This window comes from Pseudomonas sp. 15C, from assembly GCF_055484735.1.
The window spans coordinates 45,248-64,740 of sequence record NZ_JBUDGD010000030.1 but is presented as its reverse complement, the minus strand read 5'-3'; the positions used below and the strand labels follow the sequence as shown (position 1 = coordinate 64,740).

19 protein-coding genes are annotated in these 19,493 nt (G+C 60.1%); 3 read left to right on the top strand and 16 right to left on the bottom strand.

Going from position 1 to position 19,493, the window contains the following annotated elements; translation table 11 throughout:
• Positions 1-153: 153 nt before the first annotated feature.
• The 5 genes from ACYYKW_RS16555 to minC all read right to left on the bottom strand — a co-directional run bounded on the left by ACYYKW_RS16555 (position 154) and on the right by minC (position 4,318).
• Positions 154-1,443, bottom strand: coding sequence for a M18 family aminopeptidase (locus ACYYKW_RS16555; RefSeq protein ID WP_090282483.1), 1,290 nt, complete (start codon positions 1,441-1,443; stop codon positions 154-156).
• A gap of 174 nt (positions 1,444-1,617) precedes the next feature.
• Positions 1,618-2,253: an RluA family pseudouridine synthase gene (locus ACYYKW_RS16550; RefSeq protein WP_464990570.1), complete on the bottom strand. Its 636-nt coding sequence runs from the start codon at positions 2,251-2,253 to the stop codon at positions 1,618-1,620.
• 90 nt (positions 2,254-2,343) lie between these two features.
• A complete protein-coding gene (gene minE / locus ACYYKW_RS16545; protein WP_003223146.1) occupies positions 2,344-2,598 on the bottom strand; it encodes a cell division topological specificity factor MinE in 255 nt (84 codons plus the stop codon).
• On the bottom strand, positions 2,598-3,410 hold the full coding sequence (minD, locus tag ACYYKW_RS16540; RefSeq protein WP_007913953.1) for a septum site-determining protein MinD: 813 nt from the start codon (positions 3,408-3,410) through the stop codon (positions 2,598-2,600). Before minD ends, minE begins: the two co-directional genes overlap by 1 nt.
• Positions 3,411-3,580: 170 nt before the next feature.
• Entirely contained in the window at positions 3,581-4,318 is a 738-nt protein-coding gene (gene minC / locus ACYYKW_RS16535; protein WP_090282485.1) for a septum site-determining protein MinC, read from the bottom strand.
• Positions 4,319-4,435: 117 nt separating this feature from the next.
• Here minC and ACYYKW_RS16530 point away from each other — a divergent pair, with 117 nt between their 5' ends.
• Together ACYYKW_RS16530 and ACYYKW_RS16525 are read left to right on the top strand one after the other, a co-directional pair.
• Positions 4,436-5,368: a lipid A biosynthesis lauroyl acyltransferase gene (locus ACYYKW_RS16530; protein WP_464990569.1), complete on the top strand. Its 933-nt coding sequence runs from the start codon at positions 4,436-4,438 to the stop codon at positions 5,366-5,368.
• Positions 5,369-5,403: 35 nt separating this feature from the next.
• On the top strand, positions 5,404-6,576 hold the full coding sequence (locus ACYYKW_RS16525) for a patatin-like phospholipase family protein (RefSeq protein ID WP_464990568.1): 1,173 nt from the start codon (positions 5,404-5,406) through the stop codon (positions 6,574-6,576).
• A gap of 114 nt (positions 6,577-6,690) precedes the next feature.
• Here the strand turns inward: ACYYKW_RS16525 and ACYYKW_RS16520 are convergent, their stop codons facing one another.
• The 8 genes from ACYYKW_RS16520 to puuE form a co-directional block, all read right to left on the bottom strand.
• Positions 6,691-7,476, bottom strand: coding sequence for an outer membrane protein OmpK (locus tag ACYYKW_RS16520; RefSeq protein WP_090282488.1), 786 nt, complete (start codon positions 7,474-7,476; stop codon positions 6,691-6,693).
• A 374-nt stretch (positions 7,477-7,850) separates the two neighbouring features.
• Positions 7,851-8,636 (bottom strand): outer membrane protein OmpK, encoded by a 786-nt coding sequence (locus tag ACYYKW_RS16515; protein WP_093103213.1) that lies wholly within the window; start codon positions 8,634-8,636, stop codon positions 7,851-7,853.
• A 159-nt stretch (positions 8,637-8,795) separates the two neighbouring features.
• Positions 8,796-10,148 carry a nucleobase:cation symporter-2 family protein gene (locus tag ACYYKW_RS16510; RefSeq protein ID WP_042608508.1) on the bottom strand — a complete coding sequence of 451 codons (1,353 nt, stop codon included), beginning with the start codon at positions 10,146-10,148 and terminating at the stop codon, positions 8,796-8,798.
• Between the two features lie 167 nt (positions 10,149-10,315).
• Positions 10,316-11,620 carry a urate hydroxylase PuuD gene (locus ACYYKW_RS16505; protein ID WP_093103210.1) on the bottom strand — a complete coding sequence of 435 codons (1,305 nt, stop codon included), beginning with the start codon at positions 11,618-11,620 and terminating at the stop codon, positions 10,316-10,318.
• Between the two features lie 51 nt (positions 11,621-11,671).
• Positions 11,672-12,175, bottom strand: coding sequence for an ureidoglycolate lyase (locus ACYYKW_RS16500; RefSeq protein WP_258449931.1), 504 nt, complete (start codon positions 12,173-12,175; stop codon positions 11,672-11,674).
• Between the two features lie 120 nt (positions 12,176-12,295).
• Entirely contained in the window at positions 12,296-13,297 is a 1,002-nt protein-coding gene (alc, locus tag ACYYKW_RS16495; protein WP_090282491.1) for an allantoicase, read from the bottom strand.
• 87 nt (positions 13,298-13,384) lie between these two features.
• Positions 13,385-13,900: a 2-oxo-4-hydroxy-4-carboxy-5-ureidoimidazoline decarboxylase gene (uraD, locus tag ACYYKW_RS16490; RefSeq protein ID WP_090282492.1), complete on the bottom strand. Its 516-nt coding sequence runs from the start codon at positions 13,898-13,900 to the stop codon at positions 13,385-13,387.
• A complete protein-coding gene (gene puuE, locus ACYYKW_RS16485; protein ID WP_090282493.1) occupies positions 13,897-14,823 on the bottom strand; it encodes an allantoinase PuuE in 927 nt (308 codons plus the stop codon). Before puuE ends, uraD begins: the two co-directional genes overlap by 4 nt.
• A gap of 430 nt (positions 14,824-15,253) precedes the next feature.
• On the opposite strand from puuE, the gene uraH reads away from it, so the two are divergent.
• The gene (gene uraH / locus ACYYKW_RS16480) at positions 15,254-15,607 is read left to right on the top strand and encodes a hydroxyisourate hydrolase (RefSeq protein ID WP_008080901.1); all 354 of its coding nucleotides are present in this window, start codon (positions 15,254-15,256) and stop codon (positions 15,605-15,607) included.
• A gap of 100 nt (positions 15,608-15,707) precedes the next feature.
• Here the strand turns inward: uraH and ACYYKW_RS16475 are convergent, their stop codons facing one another.
• The 3 genes from ACYYKW_RS16475 to ACYYKW_RS16465 form a co-directional block, all read right to left on the bottom strand.
• Positions 15,708-17,201, bottom strand: a complete 1,494-nt coding sequence (locus tag ACYYKW_RS16475; RefSeq protein WP_464990567.1) for a hypothetical protein — start codon at positions 17,199-17,201, stop codon at positions 15,708-15,710.
• A gap of 5 nt (positions 17,202-17,206) precedes the next feature.
• Complete coding sequence (locus ACYYKW_RS16470) at positions 17,207-17,404, bottom strand: hypothetical protein (protein WP_464990566.1); 198 nt, start codon at positions 17,402-17,404, stop codon at positions 17,207-17,209.
• A gap of 220 nt (positions 17,405-17,624) precedes the next feature.
• Positions 17,625-19,463, bottom strand: a complete 1,839-nt coding sequence (locus ACYYKW_RS16465) for a hypothetical protein (RefSeq protein ID WP_464990565.1) — start codon at positions 19,461-19,463, stop codon at positions 17,625-17,627.
• Positions 19,464-19,493: the final 30 nt, after the last annotated feature.

Sequence of the window (19,493 nt, the reverse complement as noted above, 5' to 3'; positions counted from 1 at the left end):
GCAAGCTTGCACGGGTGGTATTTGCTCTGTTGAAAAACCAGAGCGAATACTCACCCAAAGGCGTTTAGGGGCTAGGCATGAACCATAGAATCTCCCACAGTTGGAATGCTTTCCAGGGTAAGGAGCGAGCCTGCTCGCGAAGCTTCTCAGTCTTTAAGGCAAGTCACGACTGGCATAGAACGCACTGAGCACTTTGACCAGGTGCGCCAGATCATGGCTGCCGCACAGCTCGCGGATCGAGTGCATGGCGAACGTCGGCAGGCCGATGTCGACGGTGCGCACGCCCAGGTGGCTGGCGGTGATCGGGCCGATGGTCGAGCCGCAGCCCATGTCGCTGCGCACCACGAAGCTTTGCACCGGGACTTCTTCGGCCATGCACAGATGCCGGAAGAAACCGGCGGTTTCGCTATTGGTGGCGTAGCGCTGGTTGCTGTTGACCTTGATCACCGGGCCGGCGTTGAGCTTCGGACCGTGATTGGCGTCGTGCTTCTCCGCATAGTTCGGGTGCACGCCGTGGGCGTTGTCGGCCGAGACCAGCAGGGATTTCTGAATGGTGCGAACGAACTCGTCACCTTCCGGCAGCACGCGGCGCAGGGTCTGTTCGAGCATCGGACCATCGGCACCGCAGGCCGAGCAGGAGCCGACTTCTTCGTGGTCGTTGCACACCAGCACGCAGGTTTCGTCGGTTTCGGCGTTGAGCAAGGCTTGCAGGCCGGCGTAGCACGACAGCAGGTTGTCGAGGCGCGCGCCGGCAATGAAATCGCCATTGAGGCCAATCACCGCCGCGCTTTGCGTGTCGTAGAAACTCAGCTCGTAATCGAGCACTACGTCGGCGTTCAAACCGTGTTCGCGGGCCAGTTGATCGGTGAGCACGGCGCGGAAATCCACGCGCTCGTCACCGGCGAACTGCGCGAGGATCGGTGGCAGCTCAGTCTGCGCGTTGATTGCCCAGCCCTGATTGGCTTCACGGTTGAGGTGAATGGCCAGGTTGGGAATGATCGCGATCGGCGCCTTGAAGTCGATCAACTGGCTCTCGACCTTGCCGTCGCGGCGGAAGGTCACGCGGCCGGCCAGCGACAGATCGCGGTCGAACCACGGCGCCAGCAATGCCCCGCCGTAGACTTCGACGCCCAGCTGCCAGAAGCCCTGACGCTGCAGTTCCGGTTGCGGCTTGACCCGCAGGCACGGGCTGTCGGTGTGCGCGCCGACCAGACGGATACCGCCATGCAGCGGCGAGGTGCGGCCCATTTTGATGGCGACGATGGAAGAGTCGTTACGGGTGACGTAATAGCGGCCGTTCGGCTCGGTGGTCCATGGCTCGCGCTCGTCGAGACGCACGTAACCGGCAGCCTCCAGACGCTGAACCAGACTGGCGGTGGCGTGGAACGGGGTAGGGGAGGCCTTGAGAAAGTCGATCAGGCCTTGGTTCAACTCTTCGCGCATAAGAAACTCCAGACAGCAATGGGCGCGAGTTTAACGTATTGGCCGAACAATTGAATCCGGACCATAACCCCTGTAGGAGTGAGCCTGCTCGCGATTGCAGTGTGTCAGATCATTGTTGATTGACTGACAGAGCGCCGCGAGCAGGCTCACTCCTACAAGGGGACGGTGTGGCGGTCAGAACGGCGCCGGGCATTCGAAGCGCAGGCGTTCGCCGCTTTGCGGGTGGGTGAAGCTGAGCATGCTCGCGTGCAGGCACAGCCGGGGCCACGCCGCCAACGCCTGTTCATGGGCGTAGAGCCCGTCGCCGAGCAACGGATGACCGATCGACAACATGTGCACGCGCAATTGGTGCGAGCGCCCGGTGATCGGCGTCAGTTCGACGCGGCACCAGTCGCCGCAACGCTCCAGCACCTTCCAGAACGTCAGCGCATGCTTGCCAAATTCGTGATCGACCACGTGCCGTGGCTTGGTCGGCGGATCGTAACGCAGGGGCAGATCGATACTGCCGCTGTCGAGCGCCGGCTGACCCCAGGCCAGTGCGGTGTAGGCTTTTTCGGTTTCGCGGTCGTGAAATTGCCGCGACAGCTCGCGGTGCGTGTCGGCGTCGCGAGCCAGCAAGATGATGCCCGAGGTTTCCCAGTCCAGACGATGGACGATGCGCGCTTCCGGGTAGCCGTTTTCCTGCAGGCGGGTGATCAGGCAGTCCTTGTTGTCGTCAGCGCGGCCGGGCACCGAGAGCAGCAGGGTCGGTTTGTCGACCACCAGTACGGCGGCGTCCTGATGGATGATGCGGATGTTGGACAGCGGCATTAAACAGCCTCGTAACAAATGCCAACGGCGGTTCAGGGCCACTCCACTGAAGGAATGGCCCTGAACCGCCGTCGTACCTGCCGGGTCGACTCAGCGATCGGGCAGGGTGATGTTGAGTTCCAGAATCGAGCAACTGCCCTGGCTTTCCAGTGCAACATGTACGTCGTCGTTGCCGATGTTGACGTACTTGCGGATCACGTCGACCAGTTCCTTCTGCAAGGCTGGCAGGTAATCCGGCGTGCTGCGCTGGCCGCGCTCATGCGCCACGATGATCTGTAGACGCTCTTTCGCTACCGAGGCGGTACTTGGCTTTTTGTTGGCACGAAAGAAGTCAAAAAGGTTCATTACCTACCTCCAAACAGGCGCTCGAAGAATCCCTTCTTCTCGACATCGAGGAATCGGTGGGCTTTTTCTTTGCCCAGCAGGCGGTCGACGGTATCGCTGTAGGCCTGACCGGCATCGCTCTGGTCGTCGAGAATCACTGGCACGCCCTGGTTGGATGCCTTGAGCACCGCCTGGGATTCCGGGATCACGCCGAGCAGCGTTACCGAGAGGATTTCCTTGACGTCTTCAACGCCGAGCATTTCGCCTTTTTCAACACGCTCTGGATGGTAGCGGGTGATCAGCAGGTGTTCCTTGATCGGGTCTTCGCCACGTTCGGCGCGGCGCGATTTGCTCGCCAGCAGGCCGAGCATGCGGTCCGAGTCACGTACCGAGGAGACTTCCGGGTTGGTCACGACGATCGCTTCGTCAGCGAAGTACATGGCCAGGTGCGCGCCTTTTTCGATGCCCGCCGGAGAGTCGCAGACGACGAACTCGAATTGTTCCTTGAGCTCCATCAGGACTTTTTCCACGCCTTCGACGGTCAGCGCGTCTTTGTCGCGGGTCTGGCTGGCCGCCAGCACGTAGAGGTTTTCCAGACGCTTGTCTTTGATCAGCGCCTGTTGCAGGTTGGCTTCGCCGTTCACGACGTTGACGAAGTCGTATACCACGCGGCGCTCGCAACCCATGATCAGGTCGAGGTTACGCAAGCCGACGTCGAAGTCGACGATCACTGTTTTGTGGCCGCGCAGCGCGAGACCGGTACCGATAGCGGCGCTGGTGGTGGTCTTACCCACACCACCCTTGCCGGATGTAACCACGAGAATCTTGGCCAAGGTGTTTCACCCCTAAGGAAGAAGGACTGTTCAGCCCCTGAAAAACATCTCTTGAAAACTACTGCAGTCGGACAGCCTTGGCTGGAATTTGGCTATAAGGCCTTTTTCCTACTTCGTTTGAGCCGTTTTCGCTACGTTTTAGAGATGCTTGGAAAATGCGGCAGTATCCGTTAAAGCCGAATGATGTTCAACACGTCGCCCGACAGGCTGACCTGCACGCCCGAACCCCACATCGGGTCGCGACGCAAATCTTCGGAGACCTTGTAATGACCGGCGATGGAGATCAGTTCAGCGCTCAATTGCTGACAGAAAATCCGTGCCTTGGTATCACCTTTCACGCCGGCCAGCGCGCGGCCACGCATCGGGCCGTATACATGGATGTTGCCATCGGCGAGAAGTTCCGCCCCCGGACTGACCGAGGACACCACCACCAGATCGCCACCCTGGGCATATATCTGTTGGCCACCACGCACTGGCGTGGTGATGACACGGGTCGGTTTGACCGTCGGCTCGGGCGGTTTTTCCGGCTTCTTTTTGACTTCCGCTTCGGGCATTTCCAGCGGCCGTTCACGGGCGCCGGACGGCGGCAGCACGGGGATGTCGATGGCGATGGCGGCGGCGATGTCTTCGATGCGGCTGGCGCGAATGGCGAGCGTGCGCAGGCCATGTTGACGGCACACGCGCATCAGCCCCGGCAGGTCGATGGCGCCCTGGCTCGGCGGCAGTTTGTCCAGCGCCAGGACCAGCGGCGCGTTGCTGAAGAAATTCGGCGCCTGGGCGACTTTCGCGGCCAATTGCCGATCGAGGCTCTCGAGGTCGTTACGGGCCAGTTCCAGCACAGTAATGGCCAGCATGCTGCCCTTGAGCTGGAATACGGGATCTTGGTCTAACGGGTCGGTTTGGCTCATGTCGGCATACAACGGCTTGTCACTAAAAGTGCCGAGACTTATAACGAGAACGCCCGCGAGCCGCAAGCCGGGTCGAACGATGTAGAATGCGCGGCCACTGTATTTACGGAAGCTTTAATGGATCGCCCGCGTTTTCGAAAAGCATTTCTTGCTCCGCGCTTCTGGCCGCTCTGGTGCGGTCTGGGGCTTTTATGGCTGATCGTGCAGTTGCCGTATCCGGCACTGCTGACCATCGGTCGAGTTTTGGGCGCGTTGATGTATCGCGTGGCCGGCGACCGACGGGCCATCGCCCGGCGCAATCTGGAACTGTGCTTCCCGGAAAGGTCCGCCGCCGAACGCAAACGCCTGCTCAAGGAAAACTTCGCCTCCACCGGTATCGCTTTCTTCGAGATGGCGATGAGCTGGTGGTGGTCGCGCGAGCGTCTGGCGAAACTGGCTCACGTCGAAGGCCTCGAGCATCTGCAGAAGGCCCAGCGCGAGGGCAAAGGCGTGATCCTCATGGCCGCGCACTTCACCACCCTGGAAATCGGCGCGGCGCTGCTCGGCCAGCAGCACACCATCGACGGCATGTACCGCGAACACAAAAATCCTTTGTTTGACTACGTCCAGCGTCGCGGCCGCGAGCGACACAACCTCGATTCGCTGGCGGTGGAGCGCGACGACGTGCGCGGCATGCTCAAGCTGCTGCGCTCGGGCCGGGCGATCTGGTATGCACCGGATCAGGACTACGGCGCCAAGCAGAGCATCTTCGTGCCGCTGTTCGGCATTCAGGCGGCGACAGTGACTGCGACAACCAAATTTGCCCGTCTCGGTAAGGCGCTGGTGGTGCCGTTCACTCAGGAGCGTCTGGCGGACGGCAGCGGCTATCGGCTGGTGATCCATCCGCCGCTCGAAGATTTCCCCGGCGAAACCGAAGAGGCCGACTGCATCCGCATCAATCAGTGGGTCGAAAGCGCGTTGCGGGCATGCCCCGAGCAATACCTCTGGGCGCATCGGCGCTTCAAGAGCCGCCCGCCGGGCGAGCCGAAGCTGTACGCCAAACGCGCTTGATCGAACCTTTTCCATAAGCACCCTGGAGGGTTGCGATGCGCCCAGCTGAACCGGTCACAGGTTTGATTCTTTCCGGCGGCGGGGCGCGAGCGGCGTATCAGGTGGGCGTGCTGGCGGCGATTGCCGAACTGTTGCCGCTGGGCGCAGACAATCCGTTTCCGGTGATCGTCGGCACCTCGGCCGGGGCGATCAACGCAGTCAGCCTGGCCAGCGGCGCGACGGATTTTCGCGCCGCCATCGAACGCCTGACCTTGTTCTGGCAAGGCTTGCGCAGCCATCGTGTGCTGCGCAGTGACTGGCCTGGGGTGATCCGCCAGGCCAGCCGCTTTGTCAGCCACAGCCTGCTCGGCCTCGGCCGGCAAATGCCGGTGGCGCTACTCAACAGTTCGCCGCTGCGCGAATTGCTCAATGAAAAACTGCACCTGCCCGGCATCGCGGATTCCATCGCCCGCAAGCAATTGCACGCGGTGGCGGTGACGGCGTTTGGCTACGAATCGGGGCAGGCGGTGACCTTTTATGAGGGTGGCGGCACCATCGATGCCTGGCTGCGGCATCGGCGCATCGGTGTGCCGACGTCGTTGTCGGTCGAGCATCTGCTGGCCAGCTCGGCGATCCCGTTGCTGTTCGCACCGGTGAAACTCGACGATGAATTTTTCGGCGATGGTGCTGTGCGCCAGTCGGCACCGATCAGCCCGGCCCTGCACCTGGGTGCCAGCCGCGTGCTGGTGGTCGGTGTCAGCGGCAACCCGCGCGGAGTCGATCCGCAGCAACCGCTGGCGCGCAGCTACAACGGGCAACAACCGACGCTGGCGCAGATCGGCGGGCACATGCTCAACAGCACGTTCATCGACAGTCTTGAGAGCGACATCGAGTTGCTGCAGCGCCTCAACCAGTTCAGTCACTTGCTGCCGGACGGTACGCCGACCCGCGAGTTGGGCGTGGCGCCGGTGGAGGTGCTGGTGATTGCGCCGAGCCAGCCGATCGATGAAATCGCCGCACGCCATCGCCAGGAATTGCCGGCGGCGTTGCGGTTGTTTTTGCGCGGGCCGGGGGCGACCAGGACGAGCGGGGCGGGGGTGCTCAGTTATCTGTTGTTCGAGGCGGGGTATTGCAGCGAGTTGATTGAGTTGGGGCGGCGGGATGCGTTGGCAAAAAGAGAAGAACTGTGCAAGTTTTTGGGGATTGCTGAGGTGGTGGCACCCGCTTGATATTGGCGGTGCGGCCATCGCCAGCAGGCTGGCTCCCACATTGGTTTTGTGTACAGCACAGAACCCTGTGGGAGCCAGCCTGCTGGCGAAGGCGTCCTCGCGGACGCCACTGGATCAGAAGTGGAACTTCACCAGGAAGCTTGTGGTGCTCTGATCGGTCTTGAAGTACTGGCTGTCTTCGATGCCGTACTTGTCCGACCAGTAATCGTATTCAACACCGACATACAACTGCTTCTCGCCAAAATTCAGCGCCTTGCCCAAGTCATATTTGACTTGTGGGTTGAAGTGTAGGTTGGCGTGATAGTCGCCCTTGGAGTTGGAGTCGTTGTCGACTACCCAGTCCATGAAACCGTCGATGAGGATATTCGAGTTGCCCACCGGAATCGTGTAGGACCACACCGGCGTGATCTGCCAGACATTGTCACCGGCGCGCGCGCCCTGGGTGTGACGCTGGTAGAAGTTCAGCTGGAAGTAGTCGAAGCCCGGAATTGCCAGATCGAAACCCGGACCGATCAGGTACGACTCGGTATCGCCTTCACCGAACTCGTAGGTCATCGCCAGCAGCACGTCGGTCACCGGGCCGAACGCCAGTTTCTGATCGAAGATCTTGCCGAACGACAGACGCGGACTCAGTTCGCCGTAGTAGGTGTTGGAGCCGACGCCGCCATCTTCCTTGCCGTTGTAGAAGATCTTGTCGATGAACAGGAAGTTATCCCCATATTTCCAGGCATCGGCATGTTCGAAAGTGACGGTCTGCTGAATGCGCGGATTGACCTGGAAGTCCTTGCCATAGAGGTAGGTCAGGCTGTTGTTCTGCCATTGCAAAAGGCCGTCGGCCATGGCCTGCCCCCCGGCCAGCAGCGATCCCGCAAGCATCAGGCTGGTGCACATACGTTTCATTCGGTTGCTCCCAAAGTAGGTGTTCCACGTTTGTTTTTCTAAGATCGGCGCTCTGGTGTGGCGCCTTTTTTCGTTGCTGCAAAATTCATCCGATCGGTCAGCTTCAATGCTGTTAGCAAGAGCTGAGCCAAGGCGTTCGAAAAGCCAAAAAACGCCCGCTCGGCTGTTGAAAAAACAGTCGATTGCGCGTGTTTTCGGGTTGCCTCGGTACTGACCGGGGCCGGGATAAGTTGGCTTTTCGGTCAGGAATTAAATTCGGGCTTTTTTTTAGACCGAATTCGGAAGGCCGCGGAGAATACTGACTCAACGGCCAGGTCTCAAGTGCCCCGCAACAGAGCACCGACGACAGGCAGGGCGCACGGTTGCGGATCATCCTAGAAGTGCACCTTGAGCAGCAGGCTCGCGGTGTTTTGATTGGTGTCGAAGTTGGGGGTGTTTTCGACGCCGTACTTGTTCTTCCAGTAGCTGTATTCAGTGCCGACATACAGCTGCTTCTGACTCCAGCCCAAGGCTTTGCCGAGGTCGTATTTGATCTGCGGATTGATGTGCAGGTTGGCGTGGTAGGTGCCGCGGGAGTTTTCGTCGTTGTCGACGACCCAATCCAGATAGCCGTCGATCAGCACGTCGGAGTTGCCCAGCGCAAAGCTGTAAGACCACGCGGGGGTGATCTGCCAGACGCCGTCGCCGGGGCGCGGGCCTTCGGTCTGGCGGCGGTAGAAGTTCAGCGTGACGTAGTTGAAACCGGGGACTTTCAGATCGAAGCCGGGGCCGATCAGGTACGCCTCGCTCTCGCCTTCGCCGTACTCGTAGGTCATCGCCAGCAGCACGTCCTTGATCGGGCCGAACTCGATCTTGCGGTCGAAGATCTTGCCGAACGACAGGCGCGGGCTGAATTCGCCATAGAAGGCGTGCGGGCCTTTGTTGGCATCTTCCTTGCCGTTGTAGAAGATCTTGTCGACGAACAGGAAGTTGTCGCCGTACTTCCAGCGGTCGGCGTGCTCGAAGGTCACGGTCTGCTGGATCGACGGGTTGATGGCAAAGTTCTTGCCGTACAGATAGCTGAGGCTGTTGGTCTGCCACAGCAGCAGATCGCCGGCCATGGCCTGACTCGCGGCCAGCAGGCCGCCACTCAACATGACGCTGGTTTGCGTGCGGATCATCGGTTGCTCACTCTTGTTTTTATTGTTTGAGGCGCAGAGCTGTTGCTTCTGTAGGAGTGAGCCTGCTCGCGATGGCGTTCTTTCAGTCAATTCAATTGTTGAATGTCATACCGCTATCGCGAGCAGGCTCACTCCTGCATAAAGATCACTGTGTGGCTGTCAGTGCGCATGGCAATCATTGATCGCCGCACGCTCCTTGCCGCCGAGAATGTTGAACAACAGGTTCAGCGTCAGCGCGCTGAGGGTGGCCATGGCGATGCCGCTGTGGGTGATCGGGCTCATCCACATTGGCAGGTGCGCGAAGAACTCTGGACGGACCACCGGAATCAGGCCCATGCCGATGCTGACCGCGACCAGCAACTGGTTGCGACGGTCACCGATGTCGGCTTCCTGGAGGATCTTGATTCCGGTCGCAGCGACCATGCCGAACATCGCGATCGCCGCGCCACCGAGTACCGCCGGCGGAATCGACGCCACCAGAAATGCTGCTTTCGGCAGCAGGCTGAGGACGATCAGCAGACCGCCGGCGACGATGGTCACCGAGCGGCAACGCACGCCGGTCATCTGCACCAGGCCGATGTTCTGCGCGAACGAGGAGTGGGTGAAGGTGTTGAAGAACCCAGCGAAGAACGACGCGCCGGCATCACAGAGCAAGCCGCGCCGCAGCATGCGCGGGCAGACTTCCTGGCCGGTGATCTTGCCCAGCGCGAGGAACATCCCGGTCGACTCGACGAAGATGATCACCACCACCAGACACATCGACAGAATCGGTGCGAGTTCGAATTTGGGCATGCCGAAATGCAGCGGCGTGACGAACTGAATCCATGGCGCGCTGGCCATGCCGCTGAGGTCGACCATGCCGATCACGCCGCACAGCACGTAGCCCAGGCACATGCCGATCAGCACGGAAATGTTCACCCAGAAACCGCGCATGAAGCGGTGCACCAAGAGAATGGTCGCCAGCACCAGAGCGGCGATGGCCAGATAAATCGGTGAGCCGAATTGCGCAGCGTCGACGCCACCACCGGCCCAATTCACGGCCACCGGGAACAACGACAAGCCGATCGAGGTGATGACCGTGCCGGTCACCAGCGGCGGGAAGAAACGCACGACCTTGGACATGAACGGTGCGATCAGCATGCCGAAAAAACCGGCGGCGATCGTTGCACCGAAGATCCCCTGCAGACCAATACCCGGCATGCCGGCCATGGCGACCATGCTGCCGACCGCCGCGAAACTGGCGCCCATCATCACCGGCATGCGAATGCCCATCGGGCCGATGCCAAGCGATTGCACGATGGTGGCGATGCCGGCGACCAGCAGGTCGGCGTTGATCAGGAAGGCGATTTCTTCACGACTCAGGCCAGCGGCCTGTCCGATGATCAGCGGCACCGCGATGGCGCCACCGTACATCAGCAGAACATGTTGCAGACCGACCAGGATCAGTTGCAAAAGGGGCAAACGCTGAATGGCGGGTGCGTCGGGGATGCGCGCTTTGGACAGCTCGGACATGCAACACCTCGGATCTTTTTTATTCTTGTGATTAACAGCTGCCGGGTTGCTTGCAGCTGTTTCTTTGCATCAGGTGACCGCGTTGCGGCCAATCGCTGGCAAGCCAGCTCCCACACAGGCAGTGCAAAACCTTGTGGGAGCTGGCTTGCCAGCGATGCTTTTACGGCTTAGTTGGTCTGCGCTCCCTGAGCGATCCATGCACCGATCAGGTCACGTTCCTGCTGGGTCATCTGGGTGATGTTGCCCAGTGGCATGATCTGCGTGGTGATGGCTTGCGCCTGGATGCGCGCCGCGTTCTGGCGGATCTGCTCGGGGGTGTCGAGGATCACACCGGCGGGCGCTGCGCTGAACAACGGGCTGGTCGGCTTCGACGAGTGACAAACCGTGCAACGTTCCTGAATCACGTGATGCACTTTGTCGAAACCTGGACCGGCATTGGAGGCTTGCGCTGGTGCTGCGGCAGGCTCGGCAGGTTGCGCCGCATCAGCCGGTTTCGCGCCACCACCCAGCGCCGTTTCCGGCAATGGCTGGTACTCGATTTTCGCCGGTGCCTTGGCCACGTCCGGGGCGTTCGACATCGGCATCGGGCCGGTGACGTAAGCCAGGCAGATCATGCCCACCGCGCCGACCGGCAGGGTCCAGGCGAACTTGTGGCTGTCGTGACGGGTGTTGAAGTAGTGACGCACCAACACCGCCAGCACCGCGATCCCGGCCAGGATCAACCAGTTGTACTGGCTGCCATAAGTGCTCGGGAAGTGGTTGCTGATCATGATGAACAGCACCGGCAGGGTGAAGTAGTTGTTGTGTCGCGAACGCAGCAGACCCTTGGCCGGCAGCGCTGGGTCCGGTGTGCGGTTCTCAGCGATGGCTGCAACCAGTGCGCGTTGCGCCGGCATGATGATGCGGAACACGTTGCCGACCATGATGGTGCCGATGATCGCGCCGACGTGCAGGTACGCACCGCGACCGCTGAACACTTTGCTGAAGCCATACGCCGCGCCGATGATCAGCACGAACAGGATGAAGCCCAGCAGGGCAGGGCGTTTGCCCAGCGCCGAGTCGCAGAGGAAGGAGTAGATGAACCAGCCGACGAACAGCGAGCCGAGACCGATGGCCACGCCTTCCGGACCACTCAGGGTGCTGCCCGGTGCGAGCAGATAGAGCGTCGGGTTGGAGTAGAACACCACGCACAGCAGCGCGATCCCCGACATCCAGGTGAAGTAGGCTTCCCACTTGAACCAGTGCAGGTTGTCCGGCATGGACGGTGGGGCCAGTTTGTATTTTTCCAGGTGGTAGATGCCGCCGCCGTGGATCGCCCACAAATCACCGGCCAGACCGGTTTTCGGGTTGACGCGGTTGAGGTTGTTCTCCAGCCAGACGAAGTAGAACGACGCGCCGATCCAGGCCACGCCAGTGATCATGTGAACCCAGCGCACGCTCAGGTTCAGCCATTCCAACAGATGTGCTTCCACAGTCTTTACCTCTCGCCTGTCACTCTTGTTGTCGAGTGATCAGACCTTCTCTTATTGGTGGGGGGCGAGGATCAAACGCTCATCCTCTTTGAAAAAATGCTCATCGCAGTTATTGCCTGTGCCACTGCGATCAACCACCAGGAAGTCATCCCGCTTTTCGATCGTCAGCACCGGGTGGTGCCAGACGCCGCGATGGTAATTGATGCCCTGCCTGCCGTTGGTGACGAAGGCGCGGACCAAGCCTGATACAGGTACATCGCCAAGTGGCGCGACCACGATCAGAAAAGGGTTGCCGAGCAGCGGAATGAAAGCCTGGCTGCCCAGCGGATGGCGTTCCAGCATGCAAACGGTCAGCGGCATGTCCTGCGCGTCGGCGCGGAAAATGCTGATGATCGCGTTGTCCTCAGGCTGTGCGGTTTCGACCGTCGCCAGTTTGTGGAAGCGCATGGTCGAACCGTTGTTGATCATGAAGTGATCGCTGCCGTCGGTTTCGATCACGTCACCGAAAGGGGCGAAGGCTTCTTTGGTCAGCGGTTCAATCGTCAGTGTGCGCATGCTGTTCTTCTTATCCGGATTCTGTGTTGTTAGATCTATCGCCATCGCGGGCAAGCCCGCTCCCACAGTGGACTGGGTCGTTCACAAAACCTGTGGGAGCTGGCTTGCCAGCGATTGGGTTCAACCTTGTTTAGCGACCTTGCCGAGAACACGCAGGCGACTCACGCCACCATCCGGGAACACGTTCAGGCGGATGTGGGTGATCGGGCCCAGTGCCTTGATCTGTTCGACGAAGGTGTGTTCGGCGTGCATTTCCAGCTTCTGGCTTGGCAGCAGCTCGCGCCAGAACAGCGACTGGGTTTCGATCTGGCTGTCGGTGCCGCCCTTGACGAACGCGCCCTGGATCGAGCAGGTGTCCGGGTAGTTGCCCTTGAAGTGCAGGGTGTCGACAACGATTTTCTCGATCTCGCCCGGATGGCCCAGCGCGACGATCACCCAGTCATTGCCCGGGGTGCGACGACGTGCGGTTTCCCAGCCGTCGCCCATGTTGATGCCACGGCCCGGGTTGAGGATGTTGCTCATGCGGCCGAAGTGTTCGTCGGAGCAGGCGAGGGCGCGGCCACCGTTGAGGGCTGCAGCCAGGTCGACTTGCTCGTTGTCACCAACCGCCGACCAGTCGCGGAACGGAACGCCGTACACGCGCAGACGGGCGACACCGCCGTCCGGATAGATGTTGAAGCGCAGGTGGCTGAAGGCCTGGTCGTTGCTGATTTCGTGGTAGTGGTGGCTGTTGCCCTGCAGCTCTACGGCCGACAGCACTTCAGTCCACTGGGTGTTTTCATCCGGCTCGCCCGAGGCCAGGAAGCAGGCTTCCAGCGAGGCAGACGGCGGGTAGTTGCCGGTGAAGAATGAGGTGTCGATGTCGACGCCTTTGATCGAGCCCGGTACGCCGAGACGGATCACCGCGCTGTCGTAACCTTCGAAGCGCTTGCGACGCGACTCCCAGCCGTCCATCCACTTGCCGTTGTCATCGAACACGCCCTCCTTCCATACGGCCGGGGTCGGCTGAAACAGACGATTGGCGTCTGCGAACCAGTCATCGGTGACCGAAATGATCTTGGTGCCCAGACGGGCATCGGCCAGGTTGACGTATTTTTCGAAAGGTACGGCGTAAGCTTTCATTCTTCTTGTCTGCCTTTGAATAAGTGGCTGGGGATGCTTGCAGGGCCCTGGGCGTTTACGCGTTCATTCACGCTCGGGCCAGGCTTGCTAAAGAGTCAGTAAACGGAACAGGGCAATCTTGTTGATCTCCGCCAGCGCGCATTTGAACTCGGCTTCCACCGAATTGTTGATGCGCGTTTCGAACGCCGCGAGGATCTGATGCCGGTTGCTGCCTTTTACCGCCATGATGAAGGGAAACTTGAACTTGGCTTTGTAGGCGTCGTTCAGCTCGGTGAAGCGCTGGAACTCTTCGGCCGTGCATTGGTGAATACCGGCGCCAGCCTGTTCGTTTGTGCTGGCTTCGGTCAGTTGGCCCTGGACGGCGGCTTTGCCGGCCAGGTCCGGGTGAGCGTTGATCAGTGCCAGCTGACTGGCGTGATCGGCGCTCAACAGGATGTCGCTCATGCGCTGGTGCAGGGTTTCGATCTCATCGATCGAGACGTCCGCACCCAGGTCGTAGGCCTTTTCGGCTACCCATGGCGAGTGTTCGTAGATGTCGGCGAAGGCGTTGACGAAAGCGTCGCGGCTCAGGGTCGACGGTTGCAGGGTTTGAAAGCGGCTCATTGGGCGGCCTCTTGGTACGGGTGGGTTGCGTGCCAGTGGCGCGCGATGTCGACGCGACGGCTGAACCACACCTGTTCATGACTTTTGGCGTATTCGATGAAGCGTTTGAGCGAAGCGAGACGACCAGGACGGCCGATCAGCCGACAGTGCAGACCGATCGAGAGCATTTTTGGCGCTTCGGCACCTTCGGCGTAAAGCACGTCGAACGCGTCTTTGAGGTATTCGAAGAAATCGTCGCCCTTGTTGAAACCCTGCACCTGGGTGAAGCGCATGTCGTTGGTGTCGAGGGTGTACGGAATCACCAGATGCGGCTTGCCGGTCGGGTTGTTCGGCTCCCAGTAGGGCAGGTCATCGTCGTAGGTGTCGCAGTCATAGAGGAAACCGCCTTCTTCCATCACCAGGCGACGGGTGTTCGGCCCGGTGCGACCGGTGTACCAGCCGAGTGGGCGCTCGCCGGTCAGTTCGGTGAGGATGCGGATCGCTTCGAGCATGTGCTCGCGTTCCTGCGCTTCGTCCATGTACTGATAGTCGATCCAGCGGTAGCCGTGGCTGCAGATTTCGTGGCCGGCCTCGACCATCGCGCGGATCACATCCGGGTGGCGTTGGGCGGCCATGGCCACGGCGAAGATGGTCAGCGGAATGTCGAATTCCTTGAACAGTTTCAGAATGCGCCAGACACCGGCACGGCTGCCATACTCGTAAAGCGATTCCATGCTCATGTTGCGCGCGCCCTGCAGCGGCTGCGCGGCGACCATTTCAGACAGGAACGCTTCGGATTCCTTGTCGCCGTGGAGAATATTGCGCTCGCCACCTTCTTCGTAATTGAGTACGAAGGATAGGGCGATGCGGGCATTGCCCGGCCAGTGTGGGTGAGGAGGGTTACTGCCGTAACCGATCAGGTCGCGTGGATAGTCAGCGCTCACTGCAGTCTTCCTTCTTATACGTTGACAGAGGGTGTGGCGGCCTGGCGGTGAGGGAACAGGCTGGCGTCACAGCGATGGGCTGATTGTATACAACTTTATTTACATTTTGTAAGCCTGATTTTTCGCATTTTTCGCCGACTGTCATCTTTTCCTGATAATGGCGTGAGCCTGCAAGAAACCTGCCTGACCCGTCAGCTATTGAACGGAAGGCGCAATGAATAGGCGTATCGCCGGTTAATCTGGAGGAAAGCCCCGAATGGCGGGGGTGGCAAGAAAAATGTCGTTTTTATTGTGTACAATTTTTTTGAAAAGTGTCTTAATCAGTCGCTCGCCGCAGCGTTTCGTGCCCCGAATCGGTGCGGTCTCCTTTTCAACTGACTTCGGGAGGCGCGAAGTCTGACTGCTCCACGCAGGCAGGCGCGCAGAATCAATGGGACGTTTGACTACTCACGTTTTGGACGCTGCACACGGTTGCCCGGGCAGTTCGATCAAGGTCGAGCTGTACCGCGTCGAGGGTTCGCAACTGGAATTGGTCGCCAGTGCGGTCACCAACAGCGATGGCCGGGTCGATGCACCGCTGCTGCAAGGCGATGACTATCGCACCGGGGTTTATCAGGTTCAGTTCCATGCGGGCGATTACTACCGCGCCCGCGGTGTCCAGTTGCCGGAGCCGGCGTTTCTGGATGTGGTAGTGCTGCGTTTCGGTATTTCTGCCGAGCAGGACCACTACCACGTGCCGTTGCTGATTTCACCTTACAGCTATTCCACCTATCGGGGCAGTTGATCCCCCAAGCGGCTGCCCCTGCCGGGAAGCGACTGCGCATATAGCTTCTTTGGTCTTTCGCCCGCTCACACTGCGGGCTTTTTTTCGTCTGGCGGCCCCTTCAACGTTCCCTGACAACAAACAACGTCGTCTGCCCCAGCGCGTCCGTTTGCAAACCGCCACGCAAACAGACAACGTCGCTGGTCTCGGTACGTGTGCGCTCCGACTCGCCTTTTGTCGGCACACGCCCGGCATCTTCGCGTGCGCTCAGCGGATAGACAATCAAGGCAAATAGCTGATCGATGCCGTCGCGATGAAAGCGCACTTCATGGCTTGACCCTTGCGGTGCGGCGCGTTCGATAACGTAGCCTTCGTCGGCCAGTACCTCGCTGAAAAGTCTTTGCAAGCGGGACGTCGAAGGCTGGCTGGCGAAGCGGTTCCAGTGTGCGGCGAATCTTCCGGGATCAAAGTCCAGACGCGGCAGACCCTGATCCTGCTTGTTTGAAAAGGACAGGTCAGTGGTGGCGGGCTGAGTGCGCAACATCAATAGCGGGTCGGCCAGTTCACTTGGCGGCGCTTGGTCCATCTGCCTTCGGGCCCAACAGCGCAGGACTCGGTTCAGCACAGCCAAGCCTGCGCCCGTAATGACTTCGGAGTGACTGGCTTGATTGAACATGGCCCGGGCCAATGCGCTGACGGAGCGGTCCGCAAGAGATCTGAATGTTGTGGCGATGTATTGGGTGATCGGCATGGCAAAGGGAACGGGATCGTCCAGCACCGTCCACTGGTTGTTGCGGTTAACGACGAACCTGGGCTGCAGTGACGGGTGATCGCGCAGCATGGATTCGAAGGCGTCGTACAGGGCGGGGGAAAACAGCGGGTGTTGCAGGTACGCCAGTGATGGCTGGGCATTCAGGTCCTGCTGGACGATCGGGTAGTACTGGCCGTCTATTTCAATGTGCTGCCCCAGCAGTGGGCGGCTGTTGCGTCCCCAGTTTCGCCAGACTCCAAAACGCAGATTCGTCGCCTCGGGATTGGCCGACAGCAGGCTGGCCGTCAGCGCTGAGCCGGAGTCGGTGGGTGGCGGGGCAGGCTCATGGCGCGTGACTTTGCGCTGCCACAGTCTTGACCCTGGAATCGGTTCGAACAGCAGAGCGAAATCAGTCCGGCGCGTCGCCGAGCTTTGCTGATAGTCGCCGGCGCTGTTCCTGCGCACCATGACCGTTCCTTGCGCCGTATCGACATACGTCTTGCGGTGCTTGTCATAGCGGATACCGTCGGTGTTATCCAGAGGTGATGAGAGGCGGGCGGCGTCAGCGGCTGCCAGATAAGTCGGTTGATCGGCCGCTGCGTACTGCTCTTCGTGCTGTGAATCTTGCTTCAACCAGTCCGGTATTTCGACGTTCCACAACGGTTGCCGTTCTGCCTTGATCAGAACGGACGCAGGCAGCGTGGATGCGTCTGGTCGGCCAGCAAAATCAGCCTGTTCGTTTGTGTGGAGGCTGTTTTGCACATCGGTTCGCGGCTGCTCAGGTGCGTCTTTTATCGGGTGCAGGGTTATCGATGAAGTATCGGCAGGAGTGACGCCTGCGCCGCGCTTGGGTGGTTTGACCATGGTTCTCAACCCTCACGCACAATGAAAAGTGTCTGGGTGTCGGCGGACAGTCGTTGCACGCCACCCACCAGATGGGCGACCTCAACCTGGCTCAGGTATCGATCAAGATGACGTTTGTTTTCTGCGGCAGGCGAAGGATGGGTCGACGTAGTCGGCGTTTGCGCTGAAGACGGGCGAGGGGTTTTCTTGGGGGGCTTGGCCATAAAACTGCTCCGATGAATTGCCGATGAGGATGGGCCGGACAAGCGGGAACGGGTTCGCGCCTGCCCGATGCCCTGGCTTGAAAGCGTTATGGTCGGCAAAGGGCAGACGGGGCGTGCGGTACATGGTTATCGCGCTGAGCAAGCGTGTTGCCGTGTGTTGCTGGGGTTAACGATCCGCCGGCAACACGCGCCATCCAGGGGCGATTGTTGGTAAGGCAACTCAGCGCTCCCTGATGATGAACACCGAGTCCGGATTCGATTCGACCTTCAATACGCCGCCGATCAGCCAGATCACTTTGTCTTGCGTGGCTGCGGTGGTCAGCTCACGAAACGCCTCGCTGCCGATTCTGCTCGGCAGGCTCGGGTCTGCCAGTTCATTGCCGGGCCTATGGGACAAGCCAACCTGGGCAACCGAGCCCAGCTTCAAGAAGTACAACGGGTCATGGCCTTCGCGCTTGAACACCAATGTCGGCTGGCGGTGTTCGTACGTCAGAGGAAAGACGTCATAACCGCAGCGAATCAACAGCGCACCGAGCAGGCGCCTGAGGTTCAGATCGGTGGGCCAGGTTTTGTAGTGGTTCCATTCGGTGGGGAATTGCTGTGGGTCGAAGGTTAGCCGTTGCAGTTCGCTGTCCGATTGCGAAGGCATGGGGATGAGTTTCTTGCCGCCGACATCGATCGAGGGCGCGATCGCCAGCATATTGAGCGGGTCGGCATAAGCCGGTGCGGTGGGAAACGGCTTCTGCTTCCATTGGTGCAGGACAGCCTGGATATTGACCAGACCGGTGCCGGTAATGACGGCGGAATTGTCGGCGAGTTCGAACAGCCTTTTGCCGACCGCCCACGCCGTGGCTGCGGAAAAAACGGGGAAGGTGTTAGCCACCGAGTGGGATATGGGTTCTTCGAAAAAGCGTTTGCCGGGGTGGATTTCACCGGGATCGTTACCGATGCGAAACGTGGCGACCGGTTGCAGTGACGGCGCGGTGCGCAACATCTGTTCGAACCCCTCGAAGCGAGCCGGCGCAAAGTCCGGATGCTGCACGAAATAGACTTTCGGAGTGCGATTGGAGCCAACTGGCACGATCGGGTAATGAAACCACCCCAGCTGGATCGACTCCACAACGGGAGGCTTGTTCAAGTGCCCCCAGGGTAACCAGAAAAACGGCGTCTGATCATTCGGTGCGCTGGCGGCGAGCAGTGGAGTTGTGACTGTCTGCTCGCTAGCATCGAAGCGCACGCGTTTGTTGCTCTCCACAGTCGGCTCGGCGATACGACGAGGCACGCCAGTTGAGATTCCGGCCTGTGTTTGTGAGGTTTTTCGGCGCCAGAGCAGGCTGTCGGGAATCTGTTCAAACACGATGTCTGGGGCGCTTCGCGTGGTCGCCGAGACATACTGGTACTCGCCTTGCGGATTCTTGCGAACCATCACCGTGCCTTCTGCCGTGTCGACGAAGGCTTGCTTGAGCTTGTTGTAACGGATGCCGGCGCTCGACATGTCCGCTCGGGTCAGGGTGTTCGCATCTTCAGGCGAAAGGTAGGCGGGGAGCGGGGTATCGGTGGCTGTGGTCCGCGTCTGTGTTGATGACCAGCCGGGGCGCTGAATATGCCAACTGGCATGCCCTTCAATCTTCGTCAGGGACGGCCCGGCGACGCCGGGCGCAAAGGTCATCGGTATGTAATAGCTGCCTTGCGCATCCTGTTCGACGAGAAAGCGTCCTTCGCTGCCGAGTTGCGCGTAAGTGCGTTGATCCGGTCCGGTGAACAGTCCGCTGTTTTCTCCGATCGGGGTCAGCTCGTTCAGGCGATTGTCGGGCCAGGCGACGGCATGGCGCGGGGCGCTGACCGAATGGGTGACTGGTCCCGGCATCGTGCTGACGGTGATCACGACAGGGGCGATGTTTGCCGTACTCGACGAGCCGCTGGTCGAGTCGACGCCGGATAACGGGGTGTCAGGCAGGCTGACGTTGCTGCGAGTACCTGAACCTGACTGAACAGGTCGGGTGGTAACGGTGCTGTCGGCTGCTGTGGTCACAGCAATCTTTTTTGGTGGTTTGACCATGTGCAATTTACTCATTCGGTTTTGATATCG

What these genes read in the sequence shown, in the direction of transcription:
- ACYYKW_RS16555 (WP_090282483.1), bottom strand. Translation starts at nt 1,443, where the DNA reads ATGCGCGAAGAGTTGAACCAAGGCCTGATCGACTTTCTCAAGGCCTCC.
- ACYYKW_RS16550 (WP_464990570.1), bottom strand. Translation starts at nt 2,253, where the DNA reads ATGCCGCTGTCCAACATCCGCATCATCCATCAGGACGCCGCCGTACTG.
- minE (WP_003223146.1), bottom strand. Translation starts at nt 2,598, where the DNA reads ATGAACCTTTTTGACTTCTTTCGTGCCAACAAAAAGCCAAGTACCGCC.
- minC (WP_090282485.1), bottom strand. Translation starts at nt 4,318, where the DNA reads ATGAGCCAAACCGACCCGTTAGACCAAGATCCCGTATTCCAGCTCAAG.
- ACYYKW_RS16530 (WP_464990569.1), top strand. Translation starts at nt 4,436, where the DNA reads ATGGATCGCCCGCGTTTTCGAAAAGCATTTCTTGCTCCGCGCTTCTGG.
- ACYYKW_RS16525 (WP_464990568.1), top strand. Translation starts at nt 5,404, where the DNA reads ATGCGCCCAGCTGAACCGGTCACAGGTTTGATTCTTTCCGGCGGCGGG.
- ACYYKW_RS16520 (WP_090282488.1), bottom strand. Translation starts at nt 7,476, where the DNA reads ATGAAACGTATGTGCACCAGCCTGATGCTTGCGGGATCGCTGCTGGCC.
- ACYYKW_RS16515 (WP_093103213.1), bottom strand. Translation starts at nt 8,636, where the DNA reads ATGATCCGCACGCAAACCAGCGTCATGTTGAGTGGCGGCCTGCTGGCC.
- ACYYKW_RS16510 (WP_042608508.1), bottom strand. Translation starts at nt 10,148, where the DNA reads ATGTCCGAGCTGTCCAAAGCGCGCATCCCCGACGCACCCGCCATTCAG.
- ACYYKW_RS16500 (WP_258449931.1), bottom strand. Translation starts at nt 12,175, where the DNA reads ATGCGCACACTGACGATTGAACCGCTGACCAAAGAAGCCTTCGCCCCT.
- alc (WP_090282491.1), bottom strand. Translation starts at nt 13,297, where the DNA reads ATGAAAGCTTACGCCGTACCTTTCGAAAAATACGTCAACCTGGCCGAT.
- uraD (WP_090282492.1), bottom strand. Translation starts at nt 13,900, where the DNA reads ATGAGCCGCTTTCAAACCCTGCAACCGTCGACCCTGAGCCGCGACGCT.
- uraH (WP_008080901.1), top strand. Translation starts at nt 15,254, where the DNA reads ATGGGACGTTTGACTACTCACGTTTTGGACGCTGCACACGGTTGCCCG.
- ACYYKW_RS16475 (WP_464990567.1), bottom strand. Translation starts at nt 17,201, where the DNA reads ATGGTCAAACCACCCAAGCGCGGCGCAGGCGTCACTCCTGCCGATACT.
- ACYYKW_RS16470 (WP_464990566.1), bottom strand. Translation starts at nt 17,404, where the DNA reads ATGGCCAAGCCCCCCAAGAAAACCCCTCGCCCGTCTTCAGCGCAAACG.
- ACYYKW_RS16465 (WP_464990565.1), bottom strand. Translation starts at nt 19,463, where the DNA reads ATGGTCAAACCACCAAAAAAGATTGCTGTGACCACAGCAGCCGACAGC.